20 protein-coding genes are annotated in these 19,198 nt (G+C 43.5%); 4 read left to right on the forward strand and 16 right to left on the reverse strand.

Going from position 1 to position 19,198, the window contains the following annotated elements; genetic code table 11:
- Positions 1-559: 559 nt before the first annotated feature.
- From FOF60_RS18940 to FOF60_RS18960, 5 genes are all read right to left on the reverse strand, one after another.
- Complete coding sequence (locus FOF60_RS18940; RefSeq protein ID WP_192472514.1) at positions 560-1,354, reverse strand: DUF1444 domain-containing protein; 795 nt, start codon at positions 1,352-1,354, stop codon at positions 560-562.
- Positions 1,355-1,438: 84 nt separating this feature from the next.
- The gene (locus tag FOF60_RS18945; protein ID WP_192472513.1) at positions 1,439-1,753 is read right to left on the reverse strand and encodes a thioredoxin family protein; all 315 of its coding nucleotides are present in this window, start codon (positions 1,751-1,753) and stop codon (positions 1,439-1,441) included.
- Between the two features lie 198 nt (positions 1,754-1,951).
- A complete protein-coding gene (locus FOF60_RS18950; protein WP_192472512.1) occupies positions 1,952-2,455 on the reverse strand; it encodes a hypothetical protein in 504 nt (167 codons plus the stop codon).
- 464 nt (positions 2,456-2,919) lie between these two features.
- Complete coding sequence (locus tag FOF60_RS18955) at positions 2,920-3,447, reverse strand: DUF84 family protein (RefSeq protein WP_192472511.1); 528 nt, start codon at positions 3,445-3,447, stop codon at positions 2,920-2,922.
- 66 nt (positions 3,448-3,513) lie between these two features.
- The gene (locus FOF60_RS18960) at positions 3,514-4,587 is read right to left on the reverse strand and encodes a M42 family metallopeptidase (RefSeq protein WP_192472510.1); all 1,074 of its coding nucleotides are present in this window, start codon (positions 4,585-4,587) and stop codon (positions 3,514-3,516) included.
- 204 nt (positions 4,588-4,791) lie between these two features.
- On the opposite strand from FOF60_RS18960, the gene FOF60_RS18965 reads away from it, so the two are divergent.
- The gene (locus FOF60_RS18965) at positions 4,792-5,106 is read left to right on the forward strand and encodes a PepSY domain-containing protein (protein WP_192472509.1); all 315 of its coding nucleotides are present in this window, start codon (positions 4,792-4,794) and stop codon (positions 5,104-5,106) included.
- Between the two features lie 34 nt (positions 5,107-5,140).
- On the opposite strand, the gene FOF60_RS18970 is transcribed toward FOF60_RS18965, so the two are convergent.
- The gene (locus FOF60_RS18970; protein ID WP_192472508.1) at positions 5,141-5,980 is read right to left on the reverse strand and encodes a YtnP family quorum-quenching lactonase; all 840 of its coding nucleotides are present in this window, start codon (positions 5,978-5,980) and stop codon (positions 5,141-5,143) included.
- Positions 5,981-6,299: 319 nt separating this feature from the next.
- On the reverse strand, positions 6,300-6,944 hold the full coding sequence (trmB, locus tag FOF60_RS18975; RefSeq protein ID WP_192472507.1) for a tRNA (guanosine(46)-N7)-methyltransferase TrmB: 645 nt from the start codon (positions 6,942-6,944) through the stop codon (positions 6,300-6,302).
- 146 nt (positions 6,945-7,090) lie between these two features.
- Between trmB and FOF60_RS18980 the strand changes: the two genes are divergently transcribed.
- Positions 7,091-7,369, forward strand: coding sequence for a YtzH-like family protein (locus FOF60_RS18980; RefSeq protein WP_192472506.1), 279 nt, complete (start codon positions 7,091-7,093; stop codon positions 7,367-7,369).
- A gap of 6 nt (positions 7,370-7,375) precedes the next feature.
- On the opposite strand, the gene FOF60_RS18985 is transcribed toward FOF60_RS18980, so the two are convergent.
- The 5 genes from FOF60_RS18985 to thpR form a co-directional block, all read right to left on the reverse strand.
- Positions 7,376-8,149 (reverse strand): phosphotransferase family protein, encoded by a 774-nt coding sequence (locus FOF60_RS18985; RefSeq protein WP_192472505.1) that lies wholly within the window; start codon positions 8,147-8,149, stop codon positions 7,376-7,378.
- Between the two features lie 285 nt (positions 8,150-8,434).
- Positions 8,435-10,585, reverse strand: coding sequence for a type I pullulanase (pulA, locus tag FOF60_RS18990; protein ID WP_192472504.1), 2,151 nt, complete (start codon positions 10,583-10,585; stop codon positions 8,435-8,437).
- Positions 10,572-11,549, reverse strand: a complete 978-nt coding sequence (locus tag FOF60_RS18995) for a diacylglycerol/lipid kinase family protein (RefSeq protein WP_192472503.1) — start codon at positions 11,547-11,549, stop codon at positions 10,572-10,574. Before FOF60_RS18995 ends, pulA begins: the two co-directional genes overlap by 14 nt.
- A gap of 35 nt (positions 11,550-11,584) precedes the next feature.
- Positions 11,585-12,541, reverse strand: a complete 957-nt coding sequence (locus FOF60_RS19000; protein WP_192472502.1) for an NERD domain-containing protein — start codon at positions 12,539-12,541, stop codon at positions 11,585-11,587.
- A gap of 36 nt (positions 12,542-12,577) precedes the next feature.
- Positions 12,578-13,144 carry an RNA 2',3'-cyclic phosphodiesterase gene (gene thpR / locus FOF60_RS19005; RefSeq protein ID WP_192472501.1) on the reverse strand — a complete coding sequence of 189 codons (567 nt, stop codon included), beginning with the start codon at positions 13,142-13,144 and terminating at the stop codon, positions 12,578-12,580.
- Between the two features lie 219 nt (positions 13,145-13,363).
- On the opposite strand from thpR, the gene cysK reads away from it, so the two are divergent.
- Entirely contained in the window at positions 13,364-14,299 is a 936-nt protein-coding gene (cysK, locus tag FOF60_RS19010; RefSeq protein WP_192472500.1) for a cysteine synthase A, read from the forward strand.
- A gap of 56 nt (positions 14,300-14,355) precedes the next feature.
- On the opposite strand, the gene speD is transcribed toward cysK, so the two are convergent.
- The 3 genes from speD to pepV all read right to left on the reverse strand — a co-directional run bounded on the left by speD (position 14,356) and on the right by pepV (position 17,717).
- Positions 14,356-15,204, reverse strand: a complete 849-nt coding sequence (gene speD, locus FOF60_RS19015) for an adenosylmethionine decarboxylase (protein WP_192472499.1) — start codon at positions 15,202-15,204, stop codon at positions 14,356-14,358.
- 187 nt (positions 15,205-15,391) lie between these two features.
- A complete protein-coding gene (dat, locus tag FOF60_RS19020; protein WP_192472498.1) occupies positions 15,392-16,246 on the reverse strand; it encodes a D-amino-acid transaminase in 855 nt (284 codons plus the stop codon).
- Between the two features lie 55 nt (positions 16,247-16,301).
- Entirely contained in the window at positions 16,302-17,717 is a 1,416-nt protein-coding gene (gene pepV, locus FOF60_RS19025) for a dipeptidase PepV (RefSeq protein ID WP_192472497.1), read from the reverse strand.
- A gap of 475 nt (positions 17,718-18,192) precedes the next feature.
- On the opposite strand from pepV, the gene FOF60_RS19030 reads away from it, so the two are divergent.
- On the forward strand, positions 18,193-18,414 hold the full coding sequence (locus tag FOF60_RS19030) for a DeoR family transcriptional regulator (protein ID WP_023626930.1): 222 nt from the start codon (positions 18,193-18,195) through the stop codon (positions 18,412-18,414).
- Between the two features lie 65 nt (positions 18,415-18,479).
- On the opposite strand, the gene FOF60_RS19035 is transcribed toward FOF60_RS19030, so the two are convergent.
- Entirely contained in the window at positions 18,480-19,196 is a 717-nt protein-coding gene (locus FOF60_RS19035; protein ID WP_192472496.1) for a pseudouridine synthase, read from the reverse strand.
- Positions 19,197-19,198: the final 2 nt, after the last annotated feature.

The following is a 19,198-nucleotide window of genomic DNA, read 5'->3' on the forward strand; positions in this document are numbered from 1 at the left end:
GAAAGAATGAGCATTTTTTACGAGAAGAAATCTTCAGGAACAATCAACTTTAGGCTCAGTTATTTACAAAACATGGCACCATATGTACATAAAGGAAAGTGCAAGCGCCTTGGTCAGCCCCGACAAGCGCTGGAGGGCCGACCGGTCAAGTCGTTCTTTGACTTCATTGGGCGGACTGAAACCGAAAAGTATAGCCGACTGTCCAGAAACGCAGAAACTGGAGACTCCGACAAAGAAGCGCTTTTTGATTCTGCCGGCGGAGTTGAAGTTTCGAAGTTTCTAGGAGGCGACACTAGACAAATCGAAAAGCGAAGACGACTGCCCAACTCCGACAAGCGTTGGAGGGCCTGACAGTGAAGTCGCTCTTTGACTTCATTGGCAGGAGCGAAACGTCTCGAGGAGTTATGAGCCGCAGCTAGACATTCGTCTCGAGCTGCTCAAAGCTAACGCTTCTCGCAAGATACTCGAGTAAGCACTCTCAGTGATGAAAACTGGCTAAGCGCTGAAACTAGACAAAGGAAAAAAGCCCGATATTTCCGGGCTTTCGCTACTATCCTTACTATTCCTTTTTTGTTTTCCCTAAAATAAAGATTGGTTCCAATTCTCCATCTTCATACAGGAAACTCAGAGCAGTGATTGGCACTCTTCCACTCGCAAAAAAGCTCATTGTCATTTGTGCCAAAATATCATAGCCTGTGTTATTTTCCACATCGGCGATAATCAAGACATCTTGATGGGGAACCGCCACAGTCATGGTTCCCTTCATTCTTTTCTTCATTTCATTCAAAAAACTTGTATTCAAAATCCTGCTCGCATCATAACCGTCATTTGTATTGAGGAAATAAAAGGTGTTCTCGGCCACACGGTCCTCTTTTATTTTTACAGAGAGGGAACGAACATTGAACAAAGCGGTCTCGCGGACCTGACCCGCTGACCATCCTTCTTTTTTCAAAAGCTTCGAATCAATCAGCCTGTATGTTGTGCCTAAATCCAAAGCATAATAGATCCTTGTTTCGGCGGTATGATCATCATAAAGGAATGGAACTCCTTCCTCAGCTTCCGTTGGGAATGATGTCGAACGGATGACAGGAAAAATATTTTTTTCCTTTCCTGACAATTCGAGCTGGCTTTCCATCGCATTGAGGCCTTCCGATACATAATAGACCACCTCATCAATCGCTTTTTCCTTTTGATCCTGCCACTTAGCGACAATCCCAGGCAAAGCGATGGTAATGCCGCGTCCAGTTGTTATATTTTCAATTCTCAACTGATCCTTTTCCCTGTCATAGGAAAAAGTCCGGTCGGGGTGTTGAAGACGATTCTCCAGCTCTTTTCGCATTTTTCTGCTATCCATAGTACTGCCCTCCATTTCTTCAGGAGTTTCTGCAACTCATTTTACATGAAATTTCCCTCCACCTCAAAAGATGGAGGGAAAGATTTAAGCAAGACCTTCAATGAAATTTTCGATTTCAGTCTGTGTCTTTCTGTTCTTGCTGACAAAACGGCCAAGCTCTTTGCCATTTTCAAAAGCGACAAAGCTAGGAATGCCGAAAACATCCAGCTGGATGCAAAGATAGATAAAATCATCACGATCAACCGAAACAAATTCGTAATCGCTGTATTTGCTTTCAATTTCAGGCAGCACCGGTTCGATTACACGGCAATCCGGGCACCAGCCCGCTGTAAATAAAAATATATGCTTGCCATCGTTTTTCAACGCTTCAAACTGTTCCATTGATTCCAAGTTTCTCATAACAAATCCTCCCGGGAAAATCTCATTGTACTTCCCTTATTTTACCCATGCATCTTTAAAAAAGAAACTAATCTGATTTAAGGCTTATTAGCAAAATTTGGAGACAGACAATACGCTGGCTGCAATAATCTGTACTTTAAAAGCAACAAACATTCCGGAAACAGCCCGAATAAAAAAACGCCATCAAATGGAATGGCGTCACTTCATTTTAACCGAGTTGGCAATTTGCATCATCGCTTCTGCGTCTTCTTTTACGTTTTCAGTTTCGGTAGTCAATTTGACGCCGCCAATCCCGACAATCAGCTGATAATTGTCTTCTTTCAGCTTTTTCACAAGCATATAGCCAAATTTCCCATCCTTACTGAAGGTTTCATTAGCATCCCATTCCTTCTGCTGCTTCACAGTAGAATCATAGACGACCTTACTATCTTCATTTTCATGCTGATTGTAGAAAAGGATATATGTTTTTTCTCCATCTTTGAGCAGTACATTATTAGGTGTTTCTTTATCTACATTGACGCCAGCCGGTAGATAATAATCTATGTCTTTCGTACTATTGTTTGTTTTTTCAGGTTGGCTTTCAAAGGTGGTCGCTACTTCCTCTTTTATATCAGCCTTTTGATCGGAAAACGAGGAAGAACAGCCGCTCAGCAGAAATAATCCTGCTATAACAAGCCCAAATGCCCTTCTGAAATTTATCATACTTTTTTCCCCCTTGCTAAGGACTTAACCACTTCTTTTCTATCATACCTTTCTTAAATGATTGGTGACAAGGCTTCGTTTACACTTTTTGGTGAAAATTATGGTATTTTTCAGAAATTTGTCGATAAATATTGGTTTACGGACTATTGCGGAATATCTGTTAGTTGCTAGACCGAGATTTTTAGGACATTAATCAGACTCATTGGTGACCTGTTTTTTCAATATCTGGATTTTAGGTCACCAATACGCTTTATTGGTGACCATTTTTTCCGTTATCTGGATTTTAGGTCACCAATCGGACTCATTGGTGACCTATTTTTCCGTTATCTGGATTTTTAGGTCACCAATACGCTTTATTGGTGACTTGTTTTTTCAATATCTGGATTTTCCGGGCACCAATCCGCATATATGGCCTTACCCAAGAGTCTGAATGAAATGTAAGGAGTAAAGAAAAAAACAGCCGTTTAGACTGTCTTTTTACCTTGCCCTATTTGATATTCATATTGTCCGGCAAGCAGTTTCATGACATGTGTGAACATTTCACTTCTGTTGATTTGTCCATTCGTAAAGATTCCGACTGCTCCTTCGTTTTTGCGGACGTTTTGTTTTTTTGCATATTCGTCCATTACCGGGCCTAGTTCAGCACCGTTCACCAACTGCCTGGCAATCTCTTCGGGGAGGGGAATTCTTGCGCCACCGGCAATGATTGGCTCCATCCCTTTTACAGACAGAACTCCCCAGTTGCATAGCATCAGTCCGAATGGAGTCTGCTGGACACCGCCTTCCAGTCCAATCCCGATATCAGCTTCAGCGATTTCTGCCGCCTGTATGGCCCTGTTGACTGCCCCTTTGATGGTTTCCTCATCAGACATCGGCTGCTCGCTGACACCTGATTCAGCATCTACCGAAATGATTTCGAATGAACCATCCATAAATGCGCCCTTAACGGCGTTTATTTTAGCCGGATTTTTTGAACCTACTGCTATTCTCATAATTTGTGCCACCTTTCATGCCATGAAAAAGGAGCAGCTTTTCACCTGCCCCCATTTCTATTACGATTAGCTATTTTGCTTGATCGTTTCCACAGTTGTTTTATCTGTTGCTTTTACAAGCTTAATTAGAAGTTCCTTTGCTGCCGCATAGTCATCGACATGGATCATGGATGCTGCGGTATGGATGTAGCGTGAGCAGATGCCGATTACGGCACTTGGAATTCCCTGATTGGAAGTATGCACTCTTCCTGCATCCGTTCCGCCCTGGGAAACGAAGTACTGGTAAGGAATATCGTGAGTTTCCGCCATATCTAGGATGAACTCTCTCATGCCTCTGTGCGTGACCATTGAGCGGTCAAGGATCCTTAACAGAGTCCCTTTGCCAAGCTGGCCGAACTCATTTTTATCACCTGACATATCATTGGCCGGGCTTGCATCAAGTGCGAAGAAGATGTCCGGATCAATCATGTTCGCAGCAGTCTGCGCGCCTCTTAAGCCGACCTCTTCCTGGACCGTAGCGCCGGAGTACAGCATGTTTGGCAGCTGGATATCCTTTGTTTCCTTTAACAGCTCGATTGCCAGGCCGCAGCCATAGCGGTTATCCCAGGCTTTAGCAAGAATCTTCTTCTCGTTTGCCATCGGAGTGAACGGACAGATCGGTACGATTTGCTGGCCTGGTTTAATGCCGATGTTGATGGCATCTTCTTTATCGTCTGCACCGATATCAATCAGCATGTTCTTGATTTCCATGGGCTTGTTGCGCTTTGACTCATCCAACAGATGAGGCGGGATAGAACCGATTACACCTGTTACCGGTCCATTTTTCGTGATGATCTGGACGCGCTGAGCCAAAAGAACCTGGCTCCACCAGCCGCCAAGAGTCTGGAATCGGATCATTCCGTTTTTCGTAATTGATGTGACCATGAAGCCAACTTCATCCATATGGCCAGCTACCATGATTTTCGGGCCGTTCGGGTCACCCTTTTTAACGCCGAACACACTGCCCAGTTTATCCTGGATCAGTTCATCCGAATACTGCTCCAACTGCTCGCGCATGAATTTGCGGACTGCATGCTCATTGCCTGGTGCTCCAGGCAGCTCTGTCAATGTCTTAAACAGACTCATTGTTTGCTCGTTCATATAACTTCTCCTTCTCACGAAAAATTTAGATTTACTAAAGATTATGTATTTATACAATTCATTTTACAGAACATTCATTATGCTTGCCAGTCTAAATCGTCCCATACGCATTTTTTGCGGGCATTATTTCTTTGCTCTCCATGTGTGATTTGTTATGATGAAGATAACTTGAAATTCCATATATAACCTTGGAGGTCCTTGACTATGAACTGGAAAGCCTTTTTCATTGGCGTTGGCGCCGGACTGGCTGGTGCTTATGCTGTAAAGGAACTTGCTTCACAAAAAGAAACCGTGTCAGCCGATAGAGTACTAAATCATGCGAAGGCAGCTTTTAAAAAATCAGGGCCAATCAGCGGCTCATGGATCAATATGACGGCTGAACCATATTCAAAACCACCTGTTGATTACCAGGTATATAAAGGCGGTATTTCCCGCAATGTCGACGGCAAGGTGGAACAATATGAATTCATCGCCGACGCAGCAACAGGCACTATTCTCGATGCATACCCGCTGGATTAATATCTGTTAAAATGAAGACCTGCATAGCGCAGGTCTATTTTTTTCTCTCAATTGTCTGAGTTATTTTGCCATCCTGATCAAATTTTACTGCGCGATAGACTGCATCATGATAAAAAGTGAACCAGGCATCCTTGCTGATTCCAAATTCAAGCCATTTCTGCTTGGCAAAAATCGAATCCATTGGATAATCATCGTACGCCATCACCCATAAAGGGTTTTGATGTGCATGAGTAGGCATGATATCTGCCATATGCACCACAGTCATCTCTTCATCCTCAATGATCAGGATTGAATGCCCATCACTATGGCCGCCGGTGTGGATCATTTTAATCGGACCAAATGACCATTCCTTTTCAAATGTCTCAACCTGCTGCTCAATTCCTTGCCAGTTTTCTTTCCAGTATGTACTCTTGGATCGGATATTCGGATTGCGCATTTCATCCCACTCGACCCGAGAAGTGATGATTTTCGCATTCGGGAAAACTGAGACAAGTTCCCCGCCTGAATCCTTCGTCAATCCGCAAGCATGGTCAAAATGCATGTGAGTCATCAATACGTAATCGATATCTTCAGGCTTCGAGCCTAGCTTTTTCAGCTCTGATATCAAGCTTGATTCCTCTAGGACTCCAAAATTGCGTTTTTGCTTCTCAGTCAGTTTTCCATTACCCATGCCGCTTTCAACAAGGAAATTCTTTCCCTCAGCCTGGATCAAGATTGGATCTGTCCGCAGTTCAATCTGATTTTTGTCATTCACCTCATATTTCCGTGACCATAATGGTTTCGGGACGACCCCAAACATCGCGCCGCCATCAAGATGAGTGACCCCGCCGTTCAGCCACTCCAGTTTTACATTCCGAAGCTCAAGCTTTTCCATCGCACATCCCCCTTTTTTACTTGATTGTAACACTGAGATTTTAAATTTTTAAATAATTCGGCTCCTTTTTTGAATCGGTGACTGAGATATGGCCCTATTTCTTAGCTTCATTCAAAAGGAATTCTATTTTATTGGCGGAGTTCACAATTTTATTGGCGATATTTCATTTTTATTGGCGATAATAAGATTTTATTGGCGAAAATAAACTTTTTATTGGCGATTTTCACATATTTATTCGCGAACTGGAAAATATCGTGTATTTTTTCCAGTTTTATTTCCATATAAAAAGCCGGTCGACAAATGCGACCGGCCCCACTACTTATTTAGATTGAAATTGTACCTCACAACGGTAAATGCGGCTGCCGCGGGAGGAGAATTTCTCTTCGTATTCAGTCATAATGTTGCCTTCGTAATCACTTTTGTGAAGATCAAGGCTGACATAGTTTAGCTTCATGCCATAATGTGAGAAGCTGACAAGGGAGTATTCAAACAAACCCTGGTTGTCTGTCTTGAAGTGGATTTCACCATTTTTCACTAGAATCGATTCGTATACTTCAAGGAATGACTTAAATGTCAATCTTCTCTTTTCATGGCGTGTCTTTGGCCATGGATCGGAGAAGTTCAAATAAACTCGGCTTACGTCTCCGCTCTCAAAGTACTTGGCAAGCTCTGCACCATTCACGTTCATCAGCTTGCAGTTCGGCAGATCTTCTTCAATCAGCTTGTCCAGTGCGCTGACGATGACACTCTCCTGCAATTCGATGCCAATATAGTTAATGTCCGGATTGGCTTTAGCCATACCCGTGATGAACTGGCCTTTTCCTGTACCAATCTCAATGTGGAGGGGCTGATCCTTCTCAAACACTTTCCCCCAGTTTCCACGGTGCTGTTCCGGTTCATGGATCACAAAATTCGAATACTCAAGTAATTTATCTTTAGCCCAAGGCTTGTTTCTTAGTCTCATTTTCACACCTCTGTACTATTTTCATTCGTTTCAAACAATATCATGCAACCAATATGTTTTCAAGGTGAAATTTATCGCGGCTGCATAAACACAAAAAGGAATCCACAATCTATAGGTGAATTCCTTTTAAAAGAAGGGTGATCATTGTGCCTTTAAGCCACCATGACCAGGTAAATTTATTGAAGGATATATTAAGCAACCAGCAGACTGACTGCTGCGGTTCGGTTGCAGAGTATCAGCAATTGGAACGCCTGATCAAATCGTTGATGGTCAACACAAATGTTGACGGCAACATCAAATCGATTCTGCAGGATGTTTATCAGTATAGCCAGAACGGTGTCAATGCCTCTGACCTGGAACAGCATATCCAGACAAATCGAGGCCAGTTAACCCAATGGGTCGATGACATCGGGCAATTCTCATGAGAAAAATTAAATAAGTGCCTTTAAAAAATCAATCCATTTTTCCATTTCTGGAATGCGGTTCTGGTTTTTATGCCATTGAATCGCAGAAAGTGACTGAGCAAGTGCATACCATTTCATCCGCTGCTGGAGGTTCTCCGTCAGGATGATGCCGTATTTCTCCAGCCAGTCCTCCCATTCTTCTACTGGTATATAGGAATACAGGAGAAGTCCAAGATCGATCGCAGGGTCGGCAATCATCGCACCATCCCAGTCGATTAAATACAACTGGTTGTCTTCGGTAAGCAGCCAGTTGTTATGATTTACATCACAATGGCAGACGACCTTTTCGTCAACATCGATATGGACAACGTTTGCCGTTAAAAACTTTAATGAATCTATTACAGCCTGCTTCGTGCGAAGCTCCTCATCCAATTCCTCATTCAGGGCATGAAGGAACATCTCGGGTTTCAGCGGGCTTTTGCCCAGCCTTGTAAGCATCCCAAGAAGCGGTTCTGACGCATGGATCTTCTTCAACAGCTTCGCCACACGTTCATTGTTCATATCCCCGGGCTTTAGCTCTCGTCCATTCATCCATTGCTGCGCCGTTATGACATCTCCGTTTTCTAACCTCTTCGTCCAAACAAGCTTGGGTACAATTCCTTCTGCGGAGAGAACAGCAAGAAAAGGGGATGAATTACGTTTTAGAAACAGCCTTTGTTCTTCATGCTGCGCAAAATAAGCGGCACCGGTTGCACCGCCTGCAGGAACGATCTCCCAATCCTGTCCAAATAAATGTTCCAAAGTTAGTCACCTTCATTTATCACTATTTCCCTTATGCTAAAAAACCGGAAATGGATTCTATAAAATCAAAATTCACTGTTGTACTTATTATCGGAAATAAAAAGACAGCTATTGATAGAAAAATTCACACACAATAGCTATCCTATAAATTTTATCCCCTAGAGGCTGAATACGTCAACCCCATGGATCTGAATTTAATATTGTGAAAAAGTTATCAAAAGAAAAGCAGAAGCCATTTAATTAGCAGGAAGCGGGCACTCGACCGTGGAGTATTGGTGAGTCTTGCTATTTTGCCAGCACAAACAACGAACATGGCTCCAGCAGGACTTTATCTCCTTCTATATGGCGGAATGGCTGTGCCGACGCTTTTTCATGGTCGGTGAGGACACTCCATTTTGTATCTTCCGTAAGTTCGACAAGATGCTGATCCATTGATGGATTAATGAGCACGATTATTTTTTCCCAATGTCCTCTATCTTCTAATTCCGTCAGCAAATAGCCAATCAACGGAGCTGGCAATTGCAAGAATTCCATATGCCTGCGAATCTGTTCATTGTCATGAAGGCGGAAAGCTTCGTTCGATTTGCGAATGTCAATGATTCCTTTAATGTAATCAACATTATCCATGTTTGCATCACGCAGGTCCCAATCAAGCCAGTTTATATCATCTGGAGACCGGTAGCTGTTGCCAATCCCTTTTTTCGATCTGAAAAATTCCTGGCCGCTGTGCAAAAAGGGGATTCCCTGTGCCAGCAAGACCATTGAAGTCGCCAGTCTGTGCTGCTTTTTTAAAATAGCTTCATCCTGGTCAGAATCACTAATTTTTAGCTTATCCCACAATGTATGGTTATCATGTGATTCAATGTAATTCACGGATTGTCCCGGCTGCAAAAACAGGCCCTGTTTCCGCTTTCCGATGCCTACGCTGCCAGCCATCACCTGTTTGGCTGCTTCCAGATAGCGATCATTGCCTAAAGCATAGCCTTTATCATAAATATTAAAGGTACTGCCTTTAATGGAATCGCGGAACCAATCATTGAACTGTCCTATTCCAGGCAATTTCGACTGATTTGAAATATTGGCTTTCCGGTCGGGCGGGAGAGGAGTATTCAGCTCCCAGCCTTCCCCTATAATCAATATGTCGGGATTCTCGGTATTTACCGCATTCCTGACAGCTGTCATTGTATCGATATCCAAAATGCCCATTAAATCGAAGCGGAAGCCATCGACATGATACTCATTCAGCCAATACATAACAGAGTCAACGATGTATTTTCGCGCCATCAGCCTTTCGGAGGCAATATCGTTCCCCACTCCGGTTCCATTTGAAGGAAGACCATGTGCATCGTGGCGGAAATAATAGCCGGGAACAATTTTTTCAAAAGGTGACTCCTCGCGGATGTAGACGTGATTATAGACCACGTCCATAATGACACCCATCCCCTGGAGGTGTATAGCATGAATCAACTGTTTCAGCTCGCTGATCCTGTTATAGGGATCACCGGGGTCAGAGGCATAGCTTCCATCTGGTACATTAAAATGAACCGGGTTATATCCCCAATTATAGTCCCTGTCACGATCCAGTTCGTCTACTCCCTCAAAATCGTGAAAAGGCAGCAGTTCTATATGCGTAACTCCCAGGCTTTTAATGTAAGAAATTCCAGTCTCCATTCCGTTAGCACTTTTTGTATCTGCTTCCGCTGCACCCAGGTATGTTCCTTTCCTGACAGCTCCACTGTTCGGGTGCATCGTCAGGTCCCTGATATGGACTTCATAGATGATGGCGTCAACTGGCTGTTTGAATTTCGGGACATCAATATGGGCTGCCTTTGCCTTTTTCTTGTCAATGACCACGCCATATTCACCATTGACAGTTAAAGCGGTTGCATATGGGTCAACAGCCTCTCTCCACTCAAGATTGATACAGACCAGGAATGAATACTTGTAAAGCTCCAGGTTCCGGTCGACCTCTATACTCCAAACGCCCTTATCGACCCGGTTCATCTCTAAAAGCTCGGGATTCTGGTTATCTTCCTTGAAAAGCCTCAGCTTTACTTTTGTAGCGGTCGGAGCCCATAGCTTGAAAATGGCACTTTCAGGTGTATAGCTGACACCAAGGTCATTCCCGCCGTAAAAAAATAATGAATCAAATTCCTCCGTTCGGATGACTGCTCCGATTTGCAGATCCGTTTGTCCGCCATGCTCATCTAAAATCACGTAAGTTTTACCTAACTCAGGCCTGATACTGCATAAGCAAATGTATTTTACTGCATCCTCCAGCAATACCTTCTCCTGGATTGCCAATGGCAAATCAACGCTTTCTCCTTTTAGGCGGAACTCATTGGAGGTTCCTTTAAAATATGAATAAGGAAGCAATACGGTAATAACATCCACTTGATCAAGATAGGCGTTAAATTCCCTTTCAATGGCAATCATTCATTTTCAACTCCTCGGTATGCCCTGGATTGCTTTTTCCAGATAGAATTTTCAAGGCTTTTGGACATGCCTGGATTTTCAGCGGTGTATGTCCGATTGCTTCACCGTCTGCATGCGGTAAAACTTCGGCAGTGGATTCAATGGTGATCGATTTACCGGTAAACTGCTCAACCTCCTGGAATTTTGTATGCTTACCCCAGAAGACACTGATGAAAACCAATAACAGCTTCAATCTCGAGATCTGATGCACGACCGTTATGTCGAGAATCCCGTCATCCGGGAGAGCAGCTGGAGCGATCTTCATGCCCCCTCCGTAGTATGGCTGGTTCGAAACGGTGACAAACCAGGCTTTGCTGTATTTATAAACATTGCCATCAACCGTCACCTCTATTGGAACCGTCCTGAAAGTGAGCAGTTTTTTAATAAGAATATAAACATAGACCAGCCTTCCCAGTGAAAAACGGTTCAGGAGGCCTTTCATCCGGGACTCATTTGAATCCTTTGCGACAGCAGCATCAAAACCTACTCCCATATTATTCATAAAATAGGTTTCCTGTAATTCATTGTGCTGAATTTTTCCGATATCGATTTCTGTTGGGTCACACCATTTATCGATCATCAAACGTAAAGCTAATGCTGACCTTTTCGGAATTAAGAATCCCCTTGAAAAATCATTCCCTGAACCGCCTGGAATGAACCCGATGGTTATGTTCGAGGAGGACGCCGCTCCGTTCACCACTTCATGCAATGTTCCGTCGCCTCCGACTGCCGCAATGATTGCGGGTTTGCCGTCAGCTTTTCGGGCTATAGACGCTGCCAGCTCTTGAGCATGCCCGGGGTATTCAGTAAAAACAGCAAGGTACGCAATGTCCAGGTCCTCCAGCTCTATCTCTATGTTTCTCCAAATCTCCCGGCAGCTCCCATTTTTCGCATTGGGATTGACGATAAAATAGATCTTCTCCATATGATCAACCTTTTTCTAATTAATAGGTCCTTTTATTATTCGCTCTTCGGATTGTTATCCCACTCAAGCCTTCTGACGGATGTTGTCTGGCCGTACTGCAGAAGAACCTGTGCTGCTTTTAATTGCATATGCTTCAATGGAGATTTCATGCCTCTCAGGGCCATGAACCATTCCTCGAAATTTCGTTTTTCAATGAATTGAACGCCATAAGGCGGCTGTGGATAGTCGATGAACCCATTCCTGCTGATCAGCAGTTTTTGCACTGGAAGCTCAACATCGTACATATCAAAAAGAGTCTTGGCGATTTTCTCTGTCCGGTTAAGCGCAATCAGCGGATTCAGGATTTTCTTTTCCTTATTCTTCGTTTTCTTGATCCAGAAGCGGTCCTTGGACCCTACATAAGCTGCATTCTCTTCGTTCTCGATGAACGAAATGCACATGGCTGCAGCTGGAGTGATGATGATCAACTCTGCTTCGACCGGAGCTTTTTTTAATAAAAATATAGGTTTATATAAAATGAGAAAGGTATCGGGAAATCGCTGCAGTAAAAATTTCAGGGTCGGATCGCTGAAAAATTCTTTTGCAATGAATGACCTTTCCGTCAATGTCGAGCTGGCCCATTTTAGCTGGAATGGCAGCAACCCATCGAGGAAGTGCTGTTTTAATTCCTCAATTGTCTTTAAGTGACTGATTGAATCCAACATACCATCGTCCATCAAATGATCCTGGTCTTCCGTATGTTCCCGTGTGCCCTCCTCCTTCACGGGCTCTGGCTGGCGCGCCATGCTTTTGAGCTTATGAAGGAGATTATTCGGCTGCTCCTCCTGCTGGATATCAAAGTGATTTTTAATAGTTTGTTCAGGACCGTTTTCCCATTTCTCCCTAATTCCCTCCCATTGTTTTTTCTTCAGACGGACATATCTGGAGGGATAAAGGTAAATGTCCTGTGCATACCGTGATACATAGTCCTGAAGCTTGATTAATTGTGCCATTATTCGACCTGCCTTTAATCCTGCTTCCCATTCAAATCAAGACCGGGAAGCAAACGGGAATAGTGTTATTGGTTCATATTTTGGACTTTTCCCCAAATGAGTCTTGTACAAAACGACCCTCTCAGCTTGAAAAGTTAGTTCTTTGTTAAAAGGGTTGACTGCATCCAGCTGGCCCGCTTGGAAGTCTTCTTCGCCTGCCCATTTCCTCGCCATGGTGATATGTGGGCTGAACGGGCGTGTTTCAAGGGTAAAACCAGCGGCAATGCATGCAGAAAAAACCTTTTCTCTTACTTCATTCAATTGTGTGGATTTTTCAAGACCGGCCCAAAAAATCCTTGGAGAATCCTTTCGGCCGAAGGTGCCTAATTGATTGATCTCCAGTTTAAAAGCTGGTGTATTGTTCAATGCTGCCTCAATCACTTCATTGGCAGCCTTTATTTTCGCTTCAGGTGCATTTCCGAGGAAAGCAAGCGTGATGTGTAAATCCTGTGGATGTACCCAGGTTTTAAAAGGCATGTTTTCCTTCAAGCTGTGGATTGTCTCCTCCAGTATTGCTTTTGTCTCCCCCGGAAGTTCGAGAGCATAGAAATAATGCGTATGCAATCAAATACACCCTTTCTTGTCCACTTGAATTTATTGTAGCAAATGGCATGTAATATTGGCAGAATTTCCTTATAAACATTTCTAATCCATACAAGTTGATAGGAATAGTCTTTTTTTATATGATAAAAAGAAGCTATAGTTATTTTTCAGTTGCTTATCATCAATTATTCACTAAATTGGAATACTAAAGCAGTCCATCACGATCAAGGAGGCTATCACATGAGAGTCGTTAATAATATCGCGTCATTAATTGGCGAAACGCCGCTTGTAAAATTGAACAAGTTGGCACCCGAGGGCGGGGCAGCGGTTTACCTCAAGCTTGAATACTTCAACCCTAGCAAAAGCGTAAAAGACAGGGCTGCATTCAACATGATTGTTTCAGCTGAAAATGAAGGAAAGCTGAAGCCCGGTTCTACAATCATCGAGCCCACAAGCGGAAACACAGGCATCGGCCTGGCAATGAATGCAGCAGCAAGAGGCTATAAAGCAATCCTAGTCATGCCGGACACGATGACAGAAGAGAGGATTAATTTGTTGAAAGCCTATGGAGCTGAGGTCGTGTTAACGCCAGGCGACGAAAAAATGCCAGGTGCGATCAAAAAGGCGGAAGAGTTAGTAAAGGAAATTCCAGACAGCTTCATGCCAATGCAGTTTGAAAATGGAGCAAATCCAGACGCCCACAGGCAAACAACAGCAAGAGAAATCATCGAGGCGATGGAAGAACTGAAAAAGCCTCTCAGCGCGTTCGTTGCTACCGCTGGAACTGGCGGAACGATCACCGGAACAGGCGAAGCCCTGAAAGATGAATTTACGGAACTGGCTGTACACGTTGTTGAACCTGCTGGGTCCCCAGTGCTATCCGGCGGCAAGCCCGGCAAGCACAAACTGGTCGGCACAAGCCCTGGCTTCATCCCTAAAATCCTCAATCAGGATGTTTATGAAAAAATCCATAAAATCGAGGATGAAGATGCCTATGAAACAGCTCGAAGACTGGCCAAAGAAGAAGGCATTCTTGTCGGCCCATCATCAGGAGCTGCTTGCTTCGCCGCCATCAATGTCGCCAAGGACCTGAAGCCCGATGAAGTCGTCATTTGTATAGCCTGTGATACTGGAGAAAGATATCTATCCAGTGATTTATTCAGGTTTGAAGATTAGCATTCAAAAAGCTCAATACAAAGAGGCGTGTGGTCATCCACACGCCTTTTAACTCGCTATTTATCCATCTCTTCCTCTTCATCTTCAAAAATCGTTCCCGAATGAAGTGTCACTCCTGACACGATTTCTTCCATTTCATCCTGAATCCTTTCAGTGATTTCCTCGCGTTCTTCAGGAGATAATTCCTCTTTTGTATAGCCGAAAAGGTAATTATCCAGATCAAACTCTCTCAGCTTGCACTTCGTATGGAAGATGTTTTCCTGATACACATTGATATCGACCATATCGAATTGATCTTTTACATTCTCGGGGATGTAGTTTTGGATCGAGCTGATATCGTGGTCGATGAACAATTTATTGCCATCTTTATCACGTGTAAAGCCTCTTACCTTATAATCGATTGTCATGACATCAGTTTCGAAGGAATGGATAAGGTAATTCAACGCCTTCAGCGGCGAGATTTCCCCGCATGTCGAAACATCGATATCAGCCCTGAATGTACTGATTCCCTCGTCCGGGTGGAATTCCGGATACGTATGGACGGTAATATGGCTCTTGTCCAGCTGCAGGACCACATTGTCAGGCAGCGGACCCGGCGACTCATCATACGCTTCATCAGGAACCTCGACGACCGGTCCTTCAGAAACAAGTATGGTCACACTTGCCCCCTGCGGCACATAGTCCTGCTTGGCCACATTCAGGACATGGGCACCAATGATATCTGAAACGTGAGTGAGGATTTTTGTCAGCCTTTCTGCATTATACTGTTCATCAATATAATCAAGATAAGCTTCACGCTCTTCCTTTGTCTTGGTATAACAGATGTCATACATATTAAAACTTAATGATTTCGTCAGATTATTGAATCCATGCAATTCAATATGCTGTTCCGAAGTGATTTTCATTTCTGTTCCCCCTGTTCGGTATTCTGCTGTAGTTTGTCTGAGTAAGAAAAAAAGCAGGTATCCAGATGATTTAAATATTTTTATGATACCCATTCCTGCCAGGAAAAAACAAATCAAGCGATAAAACCTTCAGGTACCCTTCTTTGAGCAAAAAATAACCTGCAGCGTTAAAACTGCAGGTTAATAATTATAATTGGCCGCACTGGCTTTCAATTTCTGCTTTAAAAAGTTTTTGGAGATTCGTTGTGACAGGGCCTGGCTCTCCGTTTCCTACAGGCTTACCATCGACTTCTACAATTGGCATGACTTCGACGGTCGTACCCGATGAAAAGACCTCGTCAGCAGCAGACAATTCATCAAGCGTATAGGCTCGTTCCTCAAAAGCAATGTTCTCATTTCTGCAAATCTCAAGAACCTTCTGTCTTGTGATTCCATTAAGGATCAAATTGTCAGCCTGATGCGTGATGATCACGCCGTCTTTTACAATTGAAATGTTGGAGTGGCTTCCTTCGGTAACAGTTTCCCCACGGTGAAGAATCGCCTCAAAACAGCCAGCCTCTGCTGCCTTTTGTTTCGAAAGCAAATTCCCAAGCAAATTCAAGCTTTTAATATCGCAGCGAAGCCAGCGAATGTCTTCATCAAGGATCGTTCTGACCCCTTTTTCCATGGAATCCACAGGGCGTGCCACCTTACGCGTGTACGCGACAAACGTTGGTGCCACATCTCCCCCTGGGAAAACATGGTTGCGCGGTGAAGTTCCTCTTGTAAACTGCATATACACGATCCCAGTGTCCAATTCATTTTTCGAAATCAGGTCTTCCATTTTTGACTCAAGCTCACTAGGGCCATATGGAAGCTTCATCCTGATTTTTTCTGCACTTTCAACGAGTCTGTTCAGATGCTCTTTACCAGTGAACATTTTGCCGTTATAAACCCGGATTACTTCATAAACACCATCGCCAAATTGATACCCTCTGTCCTCGATGTCTACCTTGGCGACGGCTCTGTCAAGAATCTCTCCGTCTACAATTACATATTCCATCCTCTTTCCCCTCCTGGTTGTTCGGGCATACCCTTATTCAATACAAATTGCTCATTTATTTTGCCAATTCATAAATTGCCTGTGCATAAATCGCTGTTGCTCTGAGAAGGTCCTCAATGATCATATACTCATCCTTCTGGTGAGCAATGTCAGGTCTTCCTGGGAAAAGCGGTCCAAATGCCACACCTGATTTCAGTGACCTAGCATATGTTCCGCCGCCGATTGAAATGAGTTCCGCTTTTTCACCAACCTGCTCTTCGTATACTTTTTTCAAGGTCTGGACAAGGAAATCACTTTCATCGACATGGTGCGGATTCGAATTTGAGAAATTCTCGATGGTCAGCCCTTCAGCCTCTAACACTTGATTTAAGATTTCCTTTGTCTTCTCTAGGTCGGTCGTTACAGGATAGCGCATGTTCAATCCAGCGCGGCCACCTTTAGCCTTTGAGTAAGACAGCTTGCCGACATTGATCGTCAGGTCCCCGGTAATGTCATCTGCATAAGCGACGCCCAGTTCTCGGCCGCGTGAATCTTTGCCCAAGTACTTGGCTACGAATTGAAAGAATTTTTCACTGCTTCCATCAAGGTTCATCTCAGAGAGGAAGCTAGCCATAAGCAAGCCAGCATTTTTGCCATTGTCAGGCTCCATGCCGTGTGCTGATACACCTTCAAGCTCAAGGATTAACTTGCCGCTTTCTACAACAGCTCTGCCATCCAATTCATTGTTCCTTTTGAATTCATCAAAGCGCTGGACAACATCTGTTTGCCCTTGCTGAACGACCAATTCTACCTTAGCAAAATCAGGTACCATATTATAGCGGCGACCGGATGAAAACTCGATTACCTCTGCATCAAAATCTTCTTTTTCAATTCCGGCTGCTTTTGAAACTAAGTCATAATCAGCAATCCCTTTTTCAGCGTAAATGATCGGAAAGTCGGCATCAGGCGCAAAGCCCATCGCTGGCATTTCCTCATGTTCAAAATAATGGTCAACACAGCGCCATTCGCTCTCCTCATCCGTACCAATGATCATCCTGACACGCTTATTAAGGGGCAAGCCTGATTCTTTAACGATTTTCATCGCATAATAGGCTGCCATCGTCGGCCCTTTGTCGTCGATCGCGCCGCGGGCATAGATTTTCCCGTCGCGGATTTCTGCACCATAAGGATCACTTGTCCAGCCGTCTCCTTCTGGTACTACATCAACATGGCAAAGCACTCCGACGATTTCCTCTCCCTGCCCGAATTCAAGGTGTCCAGCCAGATTGCCGACATTTTTGGCCGTAAAACCATCCTTTTCACCAAGCTGAAGCATGAAATCCAATGCTTCTCTGACACCCTCGCCTAGCGGTGCCTCAGCTGTAGCATTTTCCTCATCGAGCACACTCTTGATTTTAAGCAAGTCCTGAGCGTCCTTAATTAAATCAGATTCTCTTTTTTCTACTTCCTTCGTCCAGTTGATTGAAGTCATTCTTCCAAACCTCCATATCTTGTTCTATATGTATTTCCCTTAAGAATTACACTTAAGCCCGGCAATGTTCTTATTGTACCTTAAGTTTCAAGTTGAAAACTTGATTTTTATTTTACTCCTGTTAACCACAATTCGTAAACTGCAGCACATTAGATATTTTTTCTCAATTTTCTAATAACTGTCATAATTAACCTGTTTAAGACCATATCGTTAAGTATATAAACGATTTGAAGGGAGGCAGTTATCTAAATTAATTGTTAATTTTTCATAAAAAACAGTGAATAATCTGGAATTTTACATTATTAAAGTGTAAAATAGTCCAAAAGGTAAGACATCTTATGATTGCCTTTTAAAAATGGACGCAAAAGGAGCTGTCTGGAAAGAAGAAAACTACATACTTGGGGATTCGTCTTCAATCAATAGTCGGTTGCAGGAATATGACAAAGGGGTTTAAAAAAGGATAGGGAGTGGTTGTTTGAAACCTTCGACTAACCGGATGATAAACCGCATCAAATCCATCTACATGTATATATGTCAGAATGGTACTGTCACAACTCAAGATCTTGTAGAGGAATTCGGAATTACTCCTCGAACCATCCAGAGGGATTTGAATGTCCTGGCTTATAACGACTTAGTGAAAAGTCCGAGCCGAGGTAAATGGACAACGACCCAGAAAAAGGTGAAGATGTCGTCTTAAGAAGACTGTTAGAATTTCATAATAAAAAAAGAAATCGCCTGAGCTCGTCTCAGCGATTTCTTTTTTTATACCTCATAATTTTGCAGCATTTCCACTTCTTCATCGGTAAGTTCCCTGTATTCCCCAAGCTCCAGCGTTTCATCGAGCTTCAGCGGACCCATCGATAATCGTTTCAGATAAATGACCCTTTTTCCGACAGCTTCGAACATCCGCTTCACCTGATGGAATTTCCCTTCGGTAATCGTCAGCTCAATATCAGACGTTAAGCCTGATTTTAAGATAACAAGTTCACCCGGTTTTGTTTCATAGCCATCATCGAGTGTGACGCCTTTTTTAAACGCTTCGATATCTTCTTCCGTCACTTCTCCCTCAATTACCGCGAAATATGTCTTGGGGACATGTTTTTTTGGAGATAAGAGCCTGTGGGAAAGCTGTCCATCATTCGTGATCAGCAAGAGGCCCTCCGTATCCTTATCAAGCCTCCCTACCGGAAATGGCTCAAATACCTGGTCTTCAATCTCAAGAAGGTCGATGACCGTCTCATCACGGTTATCCTCAGTCGCGGAGATGACACCAGGCGGCTTGTTCATCATTAGATAAATAAATTCTCGGTAATGAATTTCTTCCCCGTTTAATGTGATCGAATCGTTTTCAGGATCCACATGGTGCTTTGCATCTTTAACAATTGCGTTATTTACTTTTACAGCACCGTCTTTTAAAAGTTTCTTTACATCTTTCCTGCTTCCGTATCCAAGATTGGAAAGCACTTTATCGATTCTCATTT

It is taken from the genome of Mesobacillus jeotgali (assembly GCF_014856545.2).
In the GTDB taxonomy this organism is placed as follows: domain Bacteria; phylum Bacillota; class Bacilli; order Bacillales; family Cytobacillaceae; genus Mesobacillus.